General features: G+C 65.9%; 16 protein-coding genes and 2 tRNA genes. All 18 read left to right on the top strand.

What is annotated here, in order from left to right; genetic code table 11:
- The first annotated feature begins 86 nt into the window (after positions 1-86).
- The 18 genes from ftsH to nusA all read left to right on the top strand — a co-directional run bounded on the left by ftsH (position 87) and on the right by nusA (position 15924).
- Positions 87-2054: an ATP-dependent zinc metalloprotease FtsH gene (gene ftsH / locus SAHL_RS05440; RefSeq protein ID WP_123590381.1), complete on the top strand. Its 1968-nt coding sequence runs from the start codon at positions 87-89 to the stop codon at positions 2052-2054.
- A gap of 160 nt (positions 2055-2214) precedes the next feature.
- Positions 2215-3015 carry a dihydropteroate synthase gene (gene folP, locus SAHL_RS05435; RefSeq protein ID WP_123590380.1) on the top strand — a complete coding sequence of 267 codons (801 nt, stop codon included), beginning with the start codon at positions 2215-2217 and terminating at the stop codon, positions 3013-3015.
- An 11-nt stretch (positions 3016-3026) separates the two neighbouring features.
- A complete protein-coding gene (gene glmM, locus SAHL_RS05430; protein WP_123590379.1) occupies positions 3027-4421 on the top strand; it encodes a phosphoglucosamine mutase in 1395 nt (464 codons plus the stop codon).
- A complete protein-coding gene (gene tpiA, locus SAHL_RS05425; protein ID WP_245968396.1) occupies positions 4369-5226 on the top strand; it encodes a triose-phosphate isomerase in 858 nt (285 codons plus the stop codon). Before glmM ends, tpiA begins: the two co-directional genes overlap by 53 nt.
- Before the next feature lie 27 nt (positions 5227-5253).
- On the top strand, positions 5254-5739 hold the full coding sequence (gene secG, locus SAHL_RS18390) for a preprotein translocase subunit SecG (RefSeq protein ID WP_123590377.1): 486 nt from the start codon (positions 5254-5256) through the stop codon (positions 5737-5739).
- 20 nt (positions 5740-5759) lie between these two features.
- Positions 5760-5844, top strand: a tRNA-Leu gene (locus tag SAHL_RS05415).
- Positions 5845-5886: 42 nt separating this feature from the next.
- Positions 5887-7263, top strand: a complete 1377-nt coding sequence (locus SAHL_RS05410; RefSeq protein ID WP_123590376.1) for a Na(+)-translocating NADH-quinone reductase subunit A — start codon at positions 5887-5889, stop codon at positions 7261-7263.
- A gap of 1 nt (position 7264) precedes the next feature.
- A complete protein-coding gene (locus tag SAHL_RS05405; RefSeq protein WP_123590375.1) occupies positions 7265-8533 on the top strand; it encodes an NADH:ubiquinone reductase (Na(+)-transporting) subunit B in 1269 nt (422 codons plus the stop codon).
- Positions 8534-8536: 3 nt separating this feature from the next.
- Positions 8537-9346 carry a Na(+)-translocating NADH-quinone reductase subunit C gene (locus tag SAHL_RS05400; protein WP_123590374.1) on the top strand — a complete coding sequence of 270 codons (810 nt, stop codon included), beginning with the start codon at positions 8537-8539 and terminating at the stop codon, positions 9344-9346.
- Positions 9347-9351: 5 nt separating this feature from the next.
- Complete coding sequence (locus SAHL_RS05395; protein ID WP_123590373.1) at positions 9352-10017, top strand: NADH:ubiquinone reductase (Na(+)-transporting) subunit D; 666 nt, start codon at positions 9352-9354, stop codon at positions 10015-10017.
- Positions 10018-10044: 27 nt separating this feature from the next.
- Entirely contained in the window at positions 10045-10653 is a 609-nt protein-coding gene (gene nqrE / locus SAHL_RS05390) for an NADH:ubiquinone reductase (Na(+)-transporting) subunit E (RefSeq protein ID WP_123590372.1), read from the top strand.
- 38 nt (positions 10654-10691) lie between these two features.
- Positions 10692-11921, top strand: coding sequence for an NADH:ubiquinone reductase (Na(+)-transporting) subunit F (gene nqrF / locus SAHL_RS05385; RefSeq protein WP_123590371.1), 1230 nt, complete (start codon positions 10692-10694; stop codon positions 11919-11921).
- Positions 11922-11991: 70 nt separating this feature from the next.
- On the top strand, positions 11992-13068 hold the full coding sequence (locus SAHL_RS05380) for an FAD:protein FMN transferase (RefSeq protein ID WP_123590370.1): 1077 nt from the start codon (positions 11992-11994) through the stop codon (positions 13066-13068).
- Positions 13065-13253 (top strand): hypothetical protein, encoded by a 189-nt coding sequence (locus SAHL_RS05375; RefSeq protein ID WP_221177845.1) that lies wholly within the window; start codon positions 13065-13067, stop codon positions 13251-13253. Before SAHL_RS05380 ends, SAHL_RS05375 begins: the two co-directional genes overlap by 4 nt.
- 1 nt (position 13254) lies before the next feature.
- Complete coding sequence (locus SAHL_RS05370) at positions 13255-13653, top strand: CBS domain-containing protein (protein ID WP_123590369.1); 399 nt, start codon at positions 13255-13257, stop codon at positions 13651-13653.
- A gap of 98 nt (positions 13654-13751) precedes the next feature.
- A tRNA-Met gene (locus tag SAHL_RS05365) sits at positions 13752-13828 on the top strand.
- A 53-nt stretch (positions 13829-13881) separates the two neighbouring features.
- Positions 13882-14334, top strand: a complete 453-nt coding sequence (gene rimP, locus SAHL_RS05360) for a ribosome maturation factor RimP (protein WP_123590368.1) — start codon at positions 13882-13884, stop codon at positions 14332-14334.
- A gap of 63 nt (positions 14335-14397) precedes the next feature.
- Complete coding sequence (gene nusA, locus SAHL_RS05355) at positions 14398-15924, top strand: transcription termination factor NusA (protein WP_123590367.1); 1527 nt, start codon at positions 14398-14400, stop codon at positions 15922-15924.
- Positions 15925-15930: the final 6 nt, after the last annotated feature.

Genomic DNA, 15930 nt, shown 5'->3' with positions numbered 1-15930 from the left:
GCAGCCCGCGATTGTTTATACTGTAGGTCGATTACGGACACGGCCTTTTATCACGACCGCGTCACAGGCGGTCGAGGACGACGATCTTGAACGAGCTAGCAAAGAATCTGCTGTTGTGGGTGGTCATAGCGCTGGTGCTGATGAGCGTGTTCTCCAGCTTTGCGCCATCGACCTCCAGCGGCAATGAAATCGCCTACTCGCAGTTCCTGACCCAGGTCAAGGACGGCAGCGTGTCCCAGGTCCACATCGAGGATCAGCGCATTCGCGGCCAGCTGCAGTCGGGTCAGAATTTCACCACCTTCAGCCCGGAGTCCGACAACAAGGCCATGATCGGCACGCTGATGGAGCACGACGTGCAGATCACCGGCGAGCCGCCGGATCAGGGGTCGTTCCTCAAGCAGATCCTGATCTCCTGGTTCCCGTTCCTGCTCCTCATCGGCGTGTGGATCTATTTCATGCGCCAGATGCAGGGCGGTGGCGGCGGCCGCGGCGCCATGTCCTTCGGCAAGTCGAAGGCGAAGATGATGCAGGCCGACCAGGTCAAGATCACCTTCGCCGACGTGGCCGGCGTCGAGGAGGCCAAGGGCGAGGTGCAGGAGCTCGTCGAGTTTCTCGCCGAACCGGCCAAGTTCCAGCGCGTCGGCGGCCAGATTCCGCGCGGCGTGCTCATGGTCGGTTCGCCGGGTACCGGCAAGACGCTGCTGGCCAAGGCGATCGCCGGCGAGGCGGGCGTGCCGTTCTTCTCGATCTCCGGCTCCGACTTCGTCGAGATGTTCGTGGGCGTGGGCGCCTCCCGCGTTCGCGACATGTTCGAACAGGCCAAGAAGCAGGCGCCCTGCATCATCTTCATCGACGAGATCGACGCGGTCGGGCGCCAGCGCGGTGCCGGCATGGGTGGCGGCCACGACGAGCGCGAGCAGACGCTGAACCAGCTCCTGGTCGAGATGGACGGCTTCGAGGGCAGCGAGGGCGTGATCGTGATCGCGGCGACCAACCGTCCCGACGTGCTCGATCCGGCGCTGCTGCGGCCGGGCCGTTTCGACCGTCAGGTGGTGGTCCCGCTGCCGGACGTGCGCGGGCGCGAGCAGATTCTCAAGGTGCACATGAAGAACGTGCCGGTGCACGAGAACGTCAAGCCGTCGATTCTGGCCCGCGGCTGCCCCGGATTCTCGGGTGCGGACCTCGCCAATCTGGTCAACGAGGCGGCGCTGTTCGCCGCGCGCGCCAACAAGAAGCTCGTCACGCACGACGACTTCGAGCGCGCCAAGGACAAGATCATGATGGGCGCCGAGCGCAAGTCCATGGTCATGACCGAGGACGAGAAGAAGCTCACCGCCTATCACGAGTCCGGGCACGCCATCATCGGGCTGTCCGTGCCCCAGCATGACCCGGTGCACAAGGTCACCATCGTGCCCCGCGGGCGCGCGCTCGGCGTGACCATGTTCCTCCCCGAGGAGGATCGCTACAGCTACTCCAAGCAGCGGCTGATCAGCCAGATCTGTTCGCTGTTCGGCGGACGGCTGGCCGAGGAAATCATCTTCGGCAAAGAGTATGTGACCACTGGTGCGTCCAACGATATCGAACGCGTCACGGAAATCGCCCGCAACATGGTCACCAAATGGGGGCTGTCGGATCGCATGGGGCCGATCACATACGGCTCGGACGACGGCGAACCGTTCCTGGGCAAATCGATGGGTCAGTCCGGCGGTATCTCGGACGAGACCGCGCACTCGATCGACGAAGAGATCCGCTCGATCATCGACGGCTGCTACGAGCGTTCCAAGCAGATCCTCGAGGACAACATGGACAAGCTCCATCTGATGTCCGAAGCGCTCATGAAGTACGAGACCATCGATCGCAAGCAGATCGACGAGATCATGGCCGGCCGCGAGCCGGGTCCGCCCCAGAGCTGGGAGGACGACTCCGACACGCCGAGTTCGGGCGGCGGCAACGCGCCCGGCACCGCCGACGATCCCGCGGACGCACCGGCTTCCGGCGGCGGTCGTGGCGACGACAAGGGCGTGCCCAGCCCGGCGCACAACCGTCAGTCGTAGCAGCGGCGCGCAGCGGGCCGGCGGCGTTCGCGTCGCCGGCTCTTTTGTTCACGGCGTAACAGCAGACGGACTCTAGGCAGTGGAAGTGACAGCCTCCCGAAGAGACGCGATTCGGCTTGAATCGGCCGAGCGGTCGCTCGATCTGCAGTCGCCCGCGGTGATGGGCATCCTCAACGTGACCCCGGATTCGTTCTCGGACGGCGGCCGCTACACCGATACGTCGGCGGCCGTCGAGCGTGCGCTCGCGATGGTCGAGGAGGGCGCGCGCATCGTCGATGTCGGCGGCGAGTCGACGCGCCCGGGGGCCGCACCCGTCGATACCCGGGACGAGCTGGCACGCGTGCTGCCCGTGATCGAGGGCATTCGCGCGCACAGTGAGGTCTTCGTCTCGATCGATACGATCAAGCCGGAGGTCATGCGTGCAGCCTGCGGAGCGGGTGCGGACCTGATCAACGACGTGATGGGGCTGCGGGCGGCCGGCGCGGTCGAGGCCTTGCGTGACACCGGGGCGGCCGCCTGTCTCATGCACATGCAGGGGGAGCCGCGGACGATGCAGCGGGCGCCGCGCTACGACGATGTCGTCGCCGAGGTTTCGGCCTTCCTTCACGCACGCGTCGCGGATTGCGTCGACGCCGGCGTGCCGCGCGCGCGGCTGTGCGTCGACCCGGGGTTCGGCTTCGGCAAGACGCTCGAGCACAACCTCGCGCTCATGCGCGCGCTGGCGCGGCTCGCGCCCGAGGACACGCCGCTTCTGATCGGCGTGTCACGCAAATCGATGTTCGCGCGGCTGCTGGGCTGCGACGACATGGCCGCACGCATCAACGGCAGCGTGGCGGCCGCGTTCTGGGCGGCGACGCAGGGTGCGCGTATCATTCGCACCCACGATGTGCGGGAGACGCACCAGGTTCTCACGCTGGCCGGGGCCCTGGGCGCCGACCGGCCGACGCCGCAGGCCGGCTGACAGGAGTCGTTTTGGCGCAACGCTATTTCGGAACGGACGGGATAAGGGGGCGCGTCGGCGAGTGGCCGATGACGCCGGATTTCGCACTCAAGCTCGGCTGGGCGGCCGGACGCGTCATGGTGCGGCGGCTCGGCGAGGCCGGCATGCCCGCCAACGGCCGTGAGCGACCGCAGGTGCTCATCGGCAAGGATACCCGCCTGTCGGGCTATATGTTCGAGTCCGCCCTGGAGGCCGGTTTCGCGGCCGCGGGCGTCGACGTGCTGCTGGTCGGGCCGCTGCCGACGCCGGCGATCGCCTATCTCGCGCGGACGTTCCGGGCCGGGGCCGGCGTGGTCATCAGCGCCTCGCACAATCCCTACGACGACAACGGCGTCAAGTTCTTCTCCCACTACGGTCAGAAGCTGGACGACGCGGTCGAGCAGGAGATCGAGACCGAACTCGATGCGGCGCTGACCTGCGTGGCATCCGACCAGCTGGGCCGGGCGCGCCGCGTGGAGAGCGCCCCGGGTCGCTACATCGAGTTCTGCAAGTCGACGGCCCGATTCGACAACGGCGGCCTGGCCGGCATGCGCGTGGTGCTCGACTGCGCCCATGGTGCGACCTATCACGTCGCGCCGGACGTGTTTCGCGAACTGGGCGCCCAGGTCGACGTGCTCGGCGCGGCCCCGGACGGACTCAACATCAACCGCGACTGCGGATCGACGCATCCGGAGGCGCTGTCCGAGGCCGTGCGCAGCCAGGGCGCGGATGTCGGGGTCGCCCTGGACGGCGACGGCGATCGCTGCATCATGGTCGATCACGACGGCGACGTCGTCGACGGCGATCAACTGCTGTATGTCATCGCGACCGCACGCCGCCGCGTGGGAGAGCTGCAGGGGCCGGTGGTCGGCACCCTGATGAGCAATCTCGGGCTCGAGCTGGCGCTCAAGCACGACGGCGTCGCCTTCGAACGCGCCCGGGTCGGTGATCGCTACGTGTTCGAGCGTCTTCGGCACCTCAACGGCACCATCGGCGGCGAGTCGTCCGGCCATATTCTGTGTCTCGATCGCGCGACGACCGGTGACGGCATCGTCTCCGCGCTGCAGGTCATGGCGGCGATGGCCACGCGCGACGAAAGCCTGCAGGCGCTCGTCGCCCCGGTCGAGAAATGCCCGCAGAAGCTCGTCAACGTGCCGATCGCGCGCGGTTCCGCGGACGCGCTGATGCGCGACGAGCGCGTGACCACGGCGGTGGGCAAGGCCGAAGCCGCGCTCGGCGGCGAAGGGCGCGTCCTGCTGCGGCCCTCGGGCACCGAGCCGCTGCTGCGGGTCATGGTCGAGGGGCTCGATGGCGGCGCCGTCGAGAATCACGCGCATGCGCTCGCCGATGTGGTTAGCGAGGCGGCGGGCACCGCCGCCAACGCCTGAGCGCGCGGCGCCGGTAGTGACAACGACAAACGACGAGGAGCGCAGAACCATGAGCCGCAGGACATTGATCGCAGGCAACTGGAAGATGAACGGCAGCGCGGCGGCGGTCGACGCCTTCGCCAGCGCTGTCGCCGCCGACGCGGGCTCGACGGATGCGGACCTGCTCGTCTGCGTGCCGTTCGTTTACATCGAGCGCATGGCGCGTGGGCTGGCGGATACTGGCGTGGCTCTGGGCGCGCAGAATCTGGCGGACGTGGGCGAGCCAGGTGCCTACACCGGCGAGGTCAACGGCGCGATGCTGCGGGAGAGTGGGTGCACTCACGTGATCGTGGGGCATTCGGAACGGCGTGCGATGTACGGCGAGACCGATAGCGTCGTGGCCGCGAAGCTCGAGGCGGCGGTCGCGGCCGGGCTCGTGCCCGTGGTCTGTGTCGGCGAGACCCTGGTCGAGCGCGAGGCCGATCGCGCCGAGGCGGTGCTCTCCGCGCAGGTCGATTCCCTGTTCGAGCAGTGTCGGCCCGAATCCCTGGCCCGCATGGTGCTGGCCTACGAGCCGGTCTGGGCGATCGGTACCGGGCGTTCGGCGTCGCCGGAACAGGCTCAGGCGATTCATGCCTTCCTGCGCGGGCGCATCGCCGAACAGGATGCTACACTAGCGAACTCGATGCAGCTGCTTTACGGCGGCAGCGTTAAGCCGGACAATGCCGCGGCGCTTTTTGCGGGCGCGGATGTCGACGGCGCGCTGGTCGGCGGCGCGTCGCTCAAGGCCGATTCATTTTTGGACATCGCCCGCGCGGCGCAATAGGCACGCGAAGGGTTTCGGGCTTTCGGTATGGTTTATACAATACTGCTCATCGTGCAGGTCGTGGTGGCACTGTCCCTCGTGGGGCTGATCCTGGTGCAGCACGGCAAGGGCGCGGACGCCGGGGCCGCCTTCGGCAGCGGAGCGTCTGGGACGGTATTCGGCGCCCAGGGCGCGGCGAACTTCATGACGCGCGCCACCGCGGCGCTTGCGACGGTGTTCTTCGCGATCAGTCTGACGCTGGCCTATTTGGTCAACGGCGCGAGCGCCCCGACGGGCAGCGTCACGGATCAGGTTCAGCAGCAGCAGGCGCCGGAGTCGTCGCTGCTGTCGGACGAAAACAACAACGGCGTGCCCGGCGAGGGCGCGCTTACCGACGACGGTGCGTCGTCGGGCACCGGCAGTTCCGCGCCCGACCAGTCCGGCGGCGGCGCCGAGGGCGCCGGCGACGAAAGCGGCGCCGGGGCTTCCGGTGATGCGGACGGCGCGGACACCAGCGCCGAAATACCCGAATAGGGTATCGACAACGAGTTTTTGCCGACGTGGTGGAATTGGTAGACACGCTGTCTTGAGGGGGCAGTAGCGAGAGCTGTGCCGGTTCGAGTCCGGCCGTCGGCACCATACAATCTGTTTTCAGGACGTGAGAGGCGCGCCCGCGGCGACATGCAAGTCACGATCAAGAAAGGGCTCGACCTGCCCATCGAAGGTGCACCCCGTCAGGCCGTCGAGGCGGCGCCGGCGGTGAGTCGGGTGGCAGTGATCGGCCTCGACTATCACGGCATGAAGCCGACGATGCACGTCGCCGAAGGCGATTTCGTCAAGCTCGGGCAGCCGCTGTTCGAGGACAAGAAGACGCCGGGCGTGATCTTTACCGCGCCCGGTGCCGGTGAGGTCGTGGCGATCAACCGCGGCGCCAAGCGCGTTCTGCGATCCGTCGTCATTCGCCTGTCCGGCCCGCCGCGTGACCCGGAGAAGGCCGATCCAGATCACGAGATCACCTTCGAGGCGCACCCGGTCGAGGCCTTGCGGTCGTTGTCCGCGGAGCGAGTTGAACGCACGCTGATCGACTCCGGGCAGTGGGTGGCTTTCCGCACCCGGCCGTTCTCCAAGGTGCCCGCGCCCGGTACGCGTCCGCGTTCGATCTTCGTCACTGCGATCGATACCAATCCGCTGGCCGCCGATCCGACAGTGGTTATCGGGGCGCGCCGCGAAGACTTCGTCAACGGCCTGCAGGTGATGGCGCAGCTGACGACCGGTTCTGTGTTCGTGTGCAAGGCGCCCGGCGCCGATGTTCCCGAAGCCGCCGGCGATCGATTCGTGACCGCGGAGTTCGGTGGCAAGCATCCGGCCGGTCTGGTCGGCACCCACGTGCATCATCTCGACCCGGTCGATTCCGAGTCCCGGGTGTGGCATCTGAATTATCAGGACGTCATCGCGATCGGGTCGCTGTTCACCACCGGTCGTGTCGACGTCGAACGGGTGATCGCGCTGGGGGGGCCGGCAGCGGCCGACCCCAGGTTGCTGCGAACCCGCATGGGGGCGAGTACCGACGAGCTGCTCGACGACGAGATCACCGGCGACCAGGTGCGTGCGATATCCGGATCGGTGCTTTCGGGGCGGCGCGCGGCGGAATGGGGGTCCTATCTCGGGCGTTACGACACTCAGCTGACGCTCCTGCCGGAGAGCCGTGAGCGGCCGTTCATGGGCTGGCTGATGCCCGGCCGCGATCGTTTTTCCAAGATCAACGTCTTCCTGTCCAGCCTGCTCAAGCCGCAACGGTACCGCTTCAACACCTCGCAGAACGGCAGTCCGCGCGCGATGGTGCCGATCGGCAATTATGAGGAGGTGATGCCGCTCGACATCCTGCCGACACAGCTGCTGCGCGCACTGCTCGTGCGGGACACCGAATCGGCCCAGGCGCTGGGCGCGGTGGAGCTGGACGAGGAGGATCTGGCGCTGCTGTCGTTCGTCGACGTGGGCAAGTACGACTTCGGGCCCCATCTGCGCGCGAATCTCGAAATCATCGAACGCGAAGGCTGATATGTCGGGTTTGCGAAATTATCTGGACCGGATCCATCCGCTGTTCTCGAAGGGCGGCCGGCTGGAGCGCTTCTACGCCCTCTACGAGATGGTGGACACGTTCCTGTATTCGCCGGGCGATACCACCCGCACCGCGCCGCACGTACGCGACGGCATCGATCTCAAGCGGGTCATGATCTATGTCTGGCTCGCCACCTTCCCCTGCATCTTCATGGCCTGCTGGAATACCGGTTTTCAGGCCAATCTGGCGATGGGGCAGATGGGCGTGGACACTGTCGACAACTGGCGCGAGGTGCCGCTGCATCTGCTGGGTGTGTCGCATGATCCGCAGAGCTTCTGGGACAACTTCGTGCTCGGGTTCTGGTACTTCGCCCCGGTCTATTTCGTCACCTTCGTCGTGGGCGGGCTCTGGGAGTTGCTCTTCGCCGCGGTGCGCAACCACGAGATCAACGAGGGCTTCTTCGCGACCTCGATCCTCTATACTTTGACGCTGCCGCCGGCGATCCCGCTCTGGCAGGCCGCGCTCGGCATCAGCTTCGGCATCGTGGTGGGCAAGGAGGTCTTCGGCGGCACGGGCAAGAACTTCCTCAATCCGGCGCTGACCGGCCGTGCCTTCCTATTCTTCGCCTTCCCTGCCTATATGTCGGGCGACGCGGTGTGGACCGCGGTCGACGGCTGGTCGGCGGCAACGCCCCTCGGCGTGGGTGCCAACGACGGCATCGCTGCCTTGACCAGCCAGATGACGTGGTGGGATGCCTTCGCGGGCGACATCCAGGGCTCGCTGGGTTCGACCTCGACGCTGGCGATCCTGCTCGGCGCGGCGTTTCTGCTCTACACGCGCGTGGCCTCCTGGCGGATCATGGCCGGCTGCGTGGGTGGCCTGGTGGCCACCACGATGCTGTTCAATCTCATCGGCAGCGACAGCAACGAAATGTTCGCGATGCCCTGGTATTGGCATCTCGTGATCGGCGGCTTCGCCTTCGGCGCCGTGTTCATGGCCACCGATCCGGTCAGCGCGGCCATGACCAACACCGGGCGGCTGGTCTACGGGGCATTGATCGGCGTCATGACCGGTCTGGTTCGCGTGGTCAATCCGGCCTTTCCGGAGGGCATCATGCTGGCGATCCTGTTCGCCAACATCTTCGCGCCGCTGATCGACTATTTCGTGATCCAGGCCAACATTCGCCGGCGTCAGCGTCGGCTGGCCCAGGCGCGCGAGCGCTCGTCGCCCGAGGGGGCGGCGACGACGGACACGGTGGCAGCGGAGTAACTCATGCCCGGAATCATCAGTTTCTCGCGCGACGGTATCGGCTACATCGTGGTCATCGCGCTGGCGGTGTGCCTGGTCTGCTCGGTGCTGGTCGCCTCGGCGGCGACGTTCCTCAAGCCCATGCAGACGGTCAACGCGAAGGCCGATCGCCGCAGCAATATTCTAGAAGTCGCGGGGCTGCCGGCCGGCCCGGATGTGGATGTCAACGAGGTGTTTCGCGAGCGCATCGACGCGCGCGTGGTGGATCTGTCGAGCGGCGAATTCGTCGAAGCGCGGGAGGCGGAGAACTTCGATCAGCGCGCGGCCGCGAGCGATCCGGACCAGAGCGTCAAGATCCCGCCGGCGCGCGACGTCGCCGACATCAAGCGTCGGGCCAAGAACGCCGAAGTGTATCTGGTAAAGGACGAAAACGGCGAGCTGGAAACCATCGTGCTGCCCGTCCACGGCTACGGCCTCTGGTCGACGATGTACGGTTTTCTCGCGCTCGCGCCGGATGCCAATACCGTGAAGGGCATCAAGTACTATGAGCAGGGCGAGACGCCCGGTCTGGGGGGCGAGATCGAGAATCCGCGCTGGCGTGCCAAGTGGGATGGCAAGAAGGTCTACGGCGAGTCGGGCGAGGTGCAGTTGAGCGTGATCAAGGGCAGCGTCGGCAGTAATACGCCGAATGCCGAGTACAAGGTCGACGGCCTGTCGGGCGCGACGCTCACCAGTCGCGGCGTGTCCAACACGATCCACTACTGGCTGGGCGAGAACGGATTCAAGCCTCTTCTGAAAAAGCTTCGCGACGGCGATCTCGCCGCGCAGGGATAGACGACATGGCACAGAGTCAAGCAATGAAGGTGTTGACCGAGCCGTTGGTCAACAACAATCCGATCGCGCTGCAGATTCTGGGTATCTGCAGCGCGCTGGCCGTGACCAACCAGGTCGCCACCGCGCTATTGATGAGCGCGGCCCTGACGGCCGTCACGGCCTGCTCGAACGTCTCGATCAGCCTGATACGCAACCATATTCCCTCGAGCATCCGCATCATCGTGCAGATGACCATCATCGCCTCGCTGGTGATCGTGGTCGATCAGCTGCTCAAGGCCTTCGCCTACGATCTCGCGAAGCAGATGTCGGTGTTCGTCGGCCTGATCATCACCAACTGCATCGTGATGGGCCGTGCCGAAGCCTTCGCGATGAAGGAGCCGCCGGGCCTGGCGTTCCTCGACGGCATCGGCAACGGCCTGGGCTACAGCCTGATTCTCGTGCTGGTCGGGGCGATCCGCGAGCTGTTCGGTTCCGGTTCGCTGCTGGGATACCAGCTGCTGCCGCTGGCGAGCGCGGGTGGCTGGTACACGCCGATCGGCCTGATGCTCCTGCCGCCGAGTGCGTTCTTCATCATCGGCTTTCTGATCTGGGGCGTGCGCAGCTGGAAGCCGGATCAGGTCGAGGAGGCCGAATATCAGATCCACCAGGTGCACCGCACCGAAGTGGTTTGACGGTGTCGCTGACGACGGGAGAATAACGTGCAGGATTATCTGAGCATCCTGATTAAAGCGGTCTTCATCGAGAATCTGGCGCTCGCCTTCTTTCTCGGGATGTGCACCTTTCTGGCGCTGTCGAAGAAGATTTCGACGGCCATCGGTCTCGGCATCGCGGTCATCGTGGTCCAGGGCCTGACGGTGCCGGTCAACAACCTGATCTATCAGCATCTGCTCAAGGAAGGGGCGCTCGCCTGGGCGGGCTTGCCGGAAGTGGATCTCAGCTTTCTCGGGCTGATCAGCTATATCGGCGTCATCGCCGCCATGGTCCAGATCCTGGAGATGTTTCTGGATCGCTTCATGCCCGCGCTCTACAGCGCGCTCGGTGTCTTCCTTCCGCTGATCACCGTGAACTGCGCCATCATGGGCGGTTCGCTGTTCATGGTGGAGCGCGACTACGGCTTCGGCGAGAGCGTGACCTACGGTCTCGGCAGCGGGATCGGCTGGGCGCTCGCGATCGCGGCACTGGCCGGCGTGCGCGAAAAGCTCAAGTATTCGGACGTGCCGGACGGCCTCCAGGGCCTCGGCATCACGTTCATCACGGTCGGGTTGATGTCGCTCGGCTTCATGGCGTTTTCGGGCATCCAGCTGTAGGCGGGCGGCTCGACCGGTTTGTCAGCACGTGAGTATCCATGGGTGAAGTAGCGCAAATCAGTCTCGGCGTCAGTGTGTTCACCGGCGTGGTCCTGTTTCTGGTGGCGGTGATCCTGCTCGCGAAGTCGCGGCTCGTCGCCACGGGCAACGTCGACATCGAGATCAACGGCGAGAAGACGATCAAGGCGCCGGTCGGCAGCAAGCTGCTCGGTGCGCTCGCGGACTCGAAGCTGTACGTGTCCTCGGCCTGCGGCGGGGGCGGCACCTGTGCCCAGTGCCGGGTCCGGGTGCTCGAAGGCGGGGGCGTGATCCTCCCGACCGAAGAGACGCACATCAACAAGCGCGAGGCCCGCGAGGGCGACCGGCTGTCCTGCCAGGTCACCGTCAAGCAGGACATGAAGATCCGCGTGCCGGAGGAAGTCTTCGGCGTGAAGCAGTGGCGCTGCCGCGTGCGCTCGAACGACAACGTCGCCACCTTCATCAAGGAGCTCGTGCTTGAGCTCCCCGAAGGCGAGTCCGTGGATTTCCGCGCCGGCGGCTACATCCAGATCAGCTGCCCGCCGCACGAGGTCGCCTACAAGGATTTCGAGATCGACGAGCGCTTTCACGAGGACTGGGACACACACAATCTCTGGCGTTACGTCTCCCGCGTCGACGATACCGTCACGCGCGCCTATTCGATGGCCAACTATCCGGAGGAGCGGGGCATCATCATGCTCAACGTCCGGGTCGCGACCCCGCCGCCGAGCAATCCCGACGTCAAGCCGGGCGAGATGAGTTCCTACATCTTCAGCCTCAAGCCGGGCGACGAGGTCACGATTTCCGGCCCGTTCGGCGAATTCTTCGCCAAGGAAACCGACGCCGAGATGGTCTTCGTCGGCGGCGGTGCCGGCATGGCGCCGATGCGTTCCCACATCTTCGACCAGCTCGGCCGCATCGGCACTGATCGCAAGATGACGTTCTGGTACGGCGCGCGTTCGAAGCGCGAGATGTTCTATGTCGACGACTTCGATCGGCTCGAGGCCGAGCACGACAACTTCAACTGGACCGTGGCGCTCTCCGACGCCAAGGAAGAGGATGACTGGCAGGGCGAGACCGGCTTCATACATAACGTCCTGTACGAACGTTATCTGAAGGATCATCCGGCGCCGGAGGACTGCGAGTACTATCTCTGCGGCCCGCCGATCATGAACGCCTCGGTGATCAACATGCTCGAGGATCTGGGCGTCGAGCCGGAAAACATCATGCTCGACGATTTCGGCGGTTGATCGCCCGAGCCGGACACCAGGCCGGCGCGGGGCGGGCTGCGGTCGTGTGCAAACGGATGGCGACCGCGTGATGCGTGCCGTGATCAGCCCCTCGACGGGATCCCATCCCGCGTTGCGCGCGCTCGTGATGATGGTGGGCGTGCTTATGGCCGTGTCCAGCATGGGCTGTGAGGCGGATCGCGAGCCGATCGTGCTCTCCGGGCCCGCCCAGGGCACGAGCTATCGCGCGACCATCACCGAGCCGCCGGACGAACTGGACGCCGACCGGGCGCGCGCGGCGATGCGGGACGTGATCGATGCGGTCGATCGCCGGATGTCGACCTGGCGCGACGATTCCGAGTTGTCGCGTTTCAACGCCGGGCCCGCGAACGAATGGGTGTCGGTGTCGCCGGAGCTCGCGGAGCTGGTGCGGCGCGCGCTCCGGATCGGTCGCGAGACCGAGGGCGCCTTCGACGTGACGATCGCCCCGGTGCTGCAGATATGGGGTTTCGGCGCCGACGCCGACCGCCCGGAGCGATTGCCGACGCGCGAAGCGCTCGACGCGGCGCGCGAGGAGACCGGCATCGGCCTGGTCGATGTGCGTATGGAGCCGCCCGCACTGCGCAAGAAGCGCGCGGGCACCCGGCTCGATCTCGCCGGGCTCGCCCAGGGGTACACCGTGGACCGCATGGCCGAGCGGCTGGACGAGCTGGGCGCGAAGCGCTATCTCGCGGAGCTCGGGGGCGAGCTGTTCGCGCGCGGGCGCAAGAGCGAAGACGAGGCGTGGCGCATCGGCGTCGAGAAGCCGCAGGCCGGCGTGCGCGCCGTCGAGCGCGTGGTCGAGCTCGCCGATGCGGGGATGACGACGTCCGGCGATTATCGAGACTTCTTCGAGATCGACGGCCGTCGCTTCTCCCATACCATCGACCCGCGCACGGGTCGGCCGGTGGCGCACGATCTGCGCGCCGTCACGGTGATCGCTGACGATGCGATCACGGCCGATGCGATGGCCACGGCGCTGCTCGTCATGGGCCCCGATAACGGCCTGCGCTACGCGGACGCGCACGATATCGCGGCGCTGTTCGTCAGCGGCGGGAACGAGGCCGGGTATACTGAGTCCAACTCGCAGGCCTTCGAGCCGTATCTGGAGGACAAGGAGTCGCAATGACACAGTTTCTGACACTCATCCTGGTCGTGTTCGGCGTCATGGCGCTGGTGGTCGCCGCGATGGCGGTGGGCGTGATGTTCACCGGGCGCGAGATCAAGGGCAGCTGCGGCGGCGTCGGCGGCGGCGACTGTGCCTGCAGCAAGGGCGAGCGCTGCGAAGTGCCCGAAGCCGCGGGCGGTCGCTGACATGGGTGCGCCGCCGCTCCTGATCCGGCATCACATGCGCGAGGTGCTTGTCACCTTCACGCGCGACATGGACGTGCTGCGCGCGATCCATCTCCTGCTCGAGAAGGGTGTGTCCGGCGCACCGGTGGTCGACCGGCTCGGCAACATCGTGGGTTTCCTGTCGGAGCGCGACGCGATGGCGATCGCCCTGGACGCGAGCTATTATGAAGACGCCGCCGGCACCGTCGAACGCTTCATGTCGAAAAAGGTCGTGACAGTCGACGCCGAAGATAGTATTATTTCTGCAGCTCGGATATTTCACGACGCGCCTTACAAGACGCTGCCGGTCATGGTCGACAATCGACTGGCGGGCATGTTGACGCGGCGCGACGTGTTGCGATCGTTCGAGCGTCATCGCTAGCGAGTTGCCCTCCGGGGCACGCCGCGATCGATGACGATGACTCGCCGAAAGGGGCTTGCAATAGTCCGGTGAAGTCATTATAGTTTCGCGCCATCGGGTGCGGGGTGGAGCAGTCTGGCAGCTCGTCGGGCTCATAACCCGAAGGTCGCAGGTTCGAATCCTGCCCCCGCTACCAAATCTTGGTTTAGAAAAAGCCCCCGATGCGGGGCTTTTTTGTTGGCAGAACGTATGTCGCAACGGTTACAGCAGCTGCTCGAGCCGGTCGTGAACGACCTGGGGTACGAGCTCTGGCACCTTGAATCGACCGGTGCGGCGAAAAGCGGTGTCCTCCGTCTGTACATCGACTCGCCGGCGGGTATCGCGCTCGAGGACTGCGAGACGGTCAGTCACGAGGTCAGCGCGGTGCTCGACGTCGAGGACGCCGGCAACTCGAACTACCAGCTCGAAGTGTCCTCGCCGGGGCTCGATCGGCCGCTCGCCAACAAGGCGCACTTCCGTCGCTTCATCGGCGAGCGGGCGCGCGTCAACATGTTCGCGCCGGTGGCCGGACAGCGGAAGTTCCGCGGCGTCATACTGGCGGTGGAAGGCGATACGGTTGATCTGGGCTGTGATGACCAGACATACAGTCTTCCGATAGCGGACATGGCGAAGGCCCGACTGGAGCCGGTATTTGACGACTAGAACCGCCAGGCACGAGAGGCACGGTCCGGTCGAACGCAACACGAACGATTTCGGGTGACAGTGATGAACAAGAACGTCCTTTTGGTCGCCGAAGCGGTTTCCAACGAAAAGGGTGTCGGCAAGGACATCATCTTCGAGGCGATCGAGGCCGCGCTCGCGTCGGCGACGCGCAAGAAGCATGGTGGCGACATCGCGGTGCGCGTCAGCATCGACCGCGCCACCGGTGACTATGAAACCTTCCGCCGCTGGGAGGTGGTCGAGCCCGGCGCCGAGAACGCCGACGGCGAGCCGCGTTTCATCGAGGCCCCCGACCGCGAAGTGTCGCTCGAGACCGCGCGCGAGACCGATCCGGGCGTCCAGCCGGGCGATTTCATCGAGGAACCGATGGAGTCGGTCGAATTCGGCCGCATCTCGGCGCAGGCCGCCAAGCAGGTCATCGTGCAGAAGGTCCGGGAGGCCGAGCGCGCCCAGATCGTCGAGGCCTATGAGGACCGCGTGGGCGAACTCATCACGGGCCTGGTCAAGCGTATGGAGCGCGGCGCGGTGATCCTCGATCTCGGCGGCAACGCCGAGGCGATCATTCCCCGCGATCAGATGATTCCGCGCGAGCCCATGCGTCCGGGCGACCGCGTGCGCGGCTATCTCTACGACGTGCGGCCCGAGCAGCGGGGCCCGCAGCTGTTCGTTTCGCGTACGAAGCCGGAATTCCTCATCGAGCTGTTCAAGCTCGAGGTCCCGGAGGTCGGCCAGGGGTTGATCGAACTGCGCGGTGCCGCCCGCGATCCGGGGCTGCGCGCCAAGATCTCGGTGCTGGCCAAAGACCGCCGCATCGACCCGGTCGGTGCCTGCGTCGGGATGCGCGGTTCGCGCGTACAGAGCGTGTCGAACGAGCTGGCCGGCGAGCGCATCGATATCATCATGTGGAACGAGAATCCGGCCCAGTTCGTGATCAACGCGATGGCGCCGGCCGAGGTCGAGTCCATCGTGCTCGACGAGGACTCGAACAGCATGGACCTGGCCGTGGCCGAGGACGTCCTGGCCAAGGCCATCGGCCGCGGAGGCCAGAACATCCGCCTGGCCTCCGAACTCACCGGCTGGCATCTCAACGTGATGACGCTCGAGGATGCCGATGCCAAGAGCGAGGCCGAGGTCGAGCAGCTGACCACCATGTTCCGCGAGCAGCTGGACGTGGACGACGAGGTCGCCGCCATTCTGGTGCAGGAGGGCTTCACGACCGCCGAGGAACTCGCCTACGTGCCGGCGAGCGAGCTCGCCGACATCGAGGAGTTCGACGAGGAGGTCATCGAGGAGCTGCGCAACCGCGCCCGCGATTATCTGCTTTCCCGTGCGATTTCCAGTGTCGAGGGCGGCGACGAGCAGCCCGCCGACGATCTCTTCGAGGTCGAGGGCGTCGACGAAGAACTCGCGGGCACCCTGGCGGAAAAAGGTATCCTATCGCGCGACGACTTGGCTGAGCTGGGCGCGGACGAGCTTGTCGAGCTGATCGACATCGACGAGGACGCCGCCGGCGATTTGATCATGGCCGCGCGTGCGCACTGGTTTGCCGACGAGCAGGCCGGCGCGCAGTAATTGGCT

Origin of the sequence: Salinisphaera orenii subsp. halophila YIM 95161, assembly GCF_003732545.1 — a bacterium.
In the GTDB taxonomy this organism is placed as follows: domain Bacteria; phylum Pseudomonadota; class Gammaproteobacteria; order Nevskiales; family Salinisphaeraceae; genus Salinisphaera; species Salinisphaera orenii_A.
This window is presented reverse-complemented; position numbering and strand designations above follow the sequence as displayed.

Bases quoted from the DNA above. Each gene is read 5' to 3' on its own strand.
- folP (WP_123590380.1), top strand. From the start codon at position 2,215: ATGGGCATCCTCAACGTGACCCCGGATTCGTTCTCGGACGGCGGCCGC.
- tpiA (WP_245968396.1), top strand. From the start codon at position 4,369: ATGCGCTCGCCGATGTGGTTAGCGAGGCGGCGGGCACCGCCGCCAACG.
- secG (WP_123590377.1), top strand. From the start codon at position 5,254: ATGGTTTATACAATACTGCTCATCGTGCAGGTCGTGGTGGCACTGTCC.
- SAHL_RS05410 (WP_123590376.1), top strand. From the start codon at position 5,887: ATGCAAGTCACGATCAAGAAAGGGCTCGACCTGCCCATCGAAGGTGCA.
- SAHL_RS05405 (WP_123590375.1), top strand. From the start codon at position 7,265: ATGTCGGGTTTGCGAAATTATCTGGACCGGATCCATCCGCTGTTCTCG.
- SAHL_RS05400 (WP_123590374.1), top strand. From the start codon at position 8,537: ATGCCCGGAATCATCAGTTTCTCGCGCGACGGTATCGGCTACATCGTG.
- SAHL_RS05395 (WP_123590373.1), top strand. From the start codon at position 9,352: ATGGCACAGAGTCAAGCAATGAAGGTGTTGACCGAGCCGTTGGTCAAC.
- nqrF (WP_123590371.1), top strand. From the start codon at position 10,692: ATGGGTGAAGTAGCGCAAATCAGTCTCGGCGTCAGTGTGTTCACCGGC.
- SAHL_RS05380 (WP_123590370.1), top strand. From the start codon at position 11,992: ATGCGTGCCGTGATCAGCCCCTCGACGGGATCCCATCCCGCGTTGCGC.
- SAHL_RS05375 (WP_221177845.1), top strand. From the start codon at position 13,065: ATGACACAGTTTCTGACACTCATCCTGGTCGTGTTCGGCGTCATGGCG.
- SAHL_RS05370 (WP_123590369.1), top strand. From the start codon at position 13,255: ATGGGTGCGCCGCCGCTCCTGATCCGGCATCACATGCGCGAGGTGCTT.
- rimP (WP_123590368.1), top strand. From the start codon at position 13,882: ATGTCGCAACGGTTACAGCAGCTGCTCGAGCCGGTCGTGAACGACCTG.
- nusA (WP_123590367.1), top strand. From the start codon at position 14,398: ATGAACAAGAACGTCCTTTTGGTCGCCGAAGCGGTTTCCAACGAAAAG.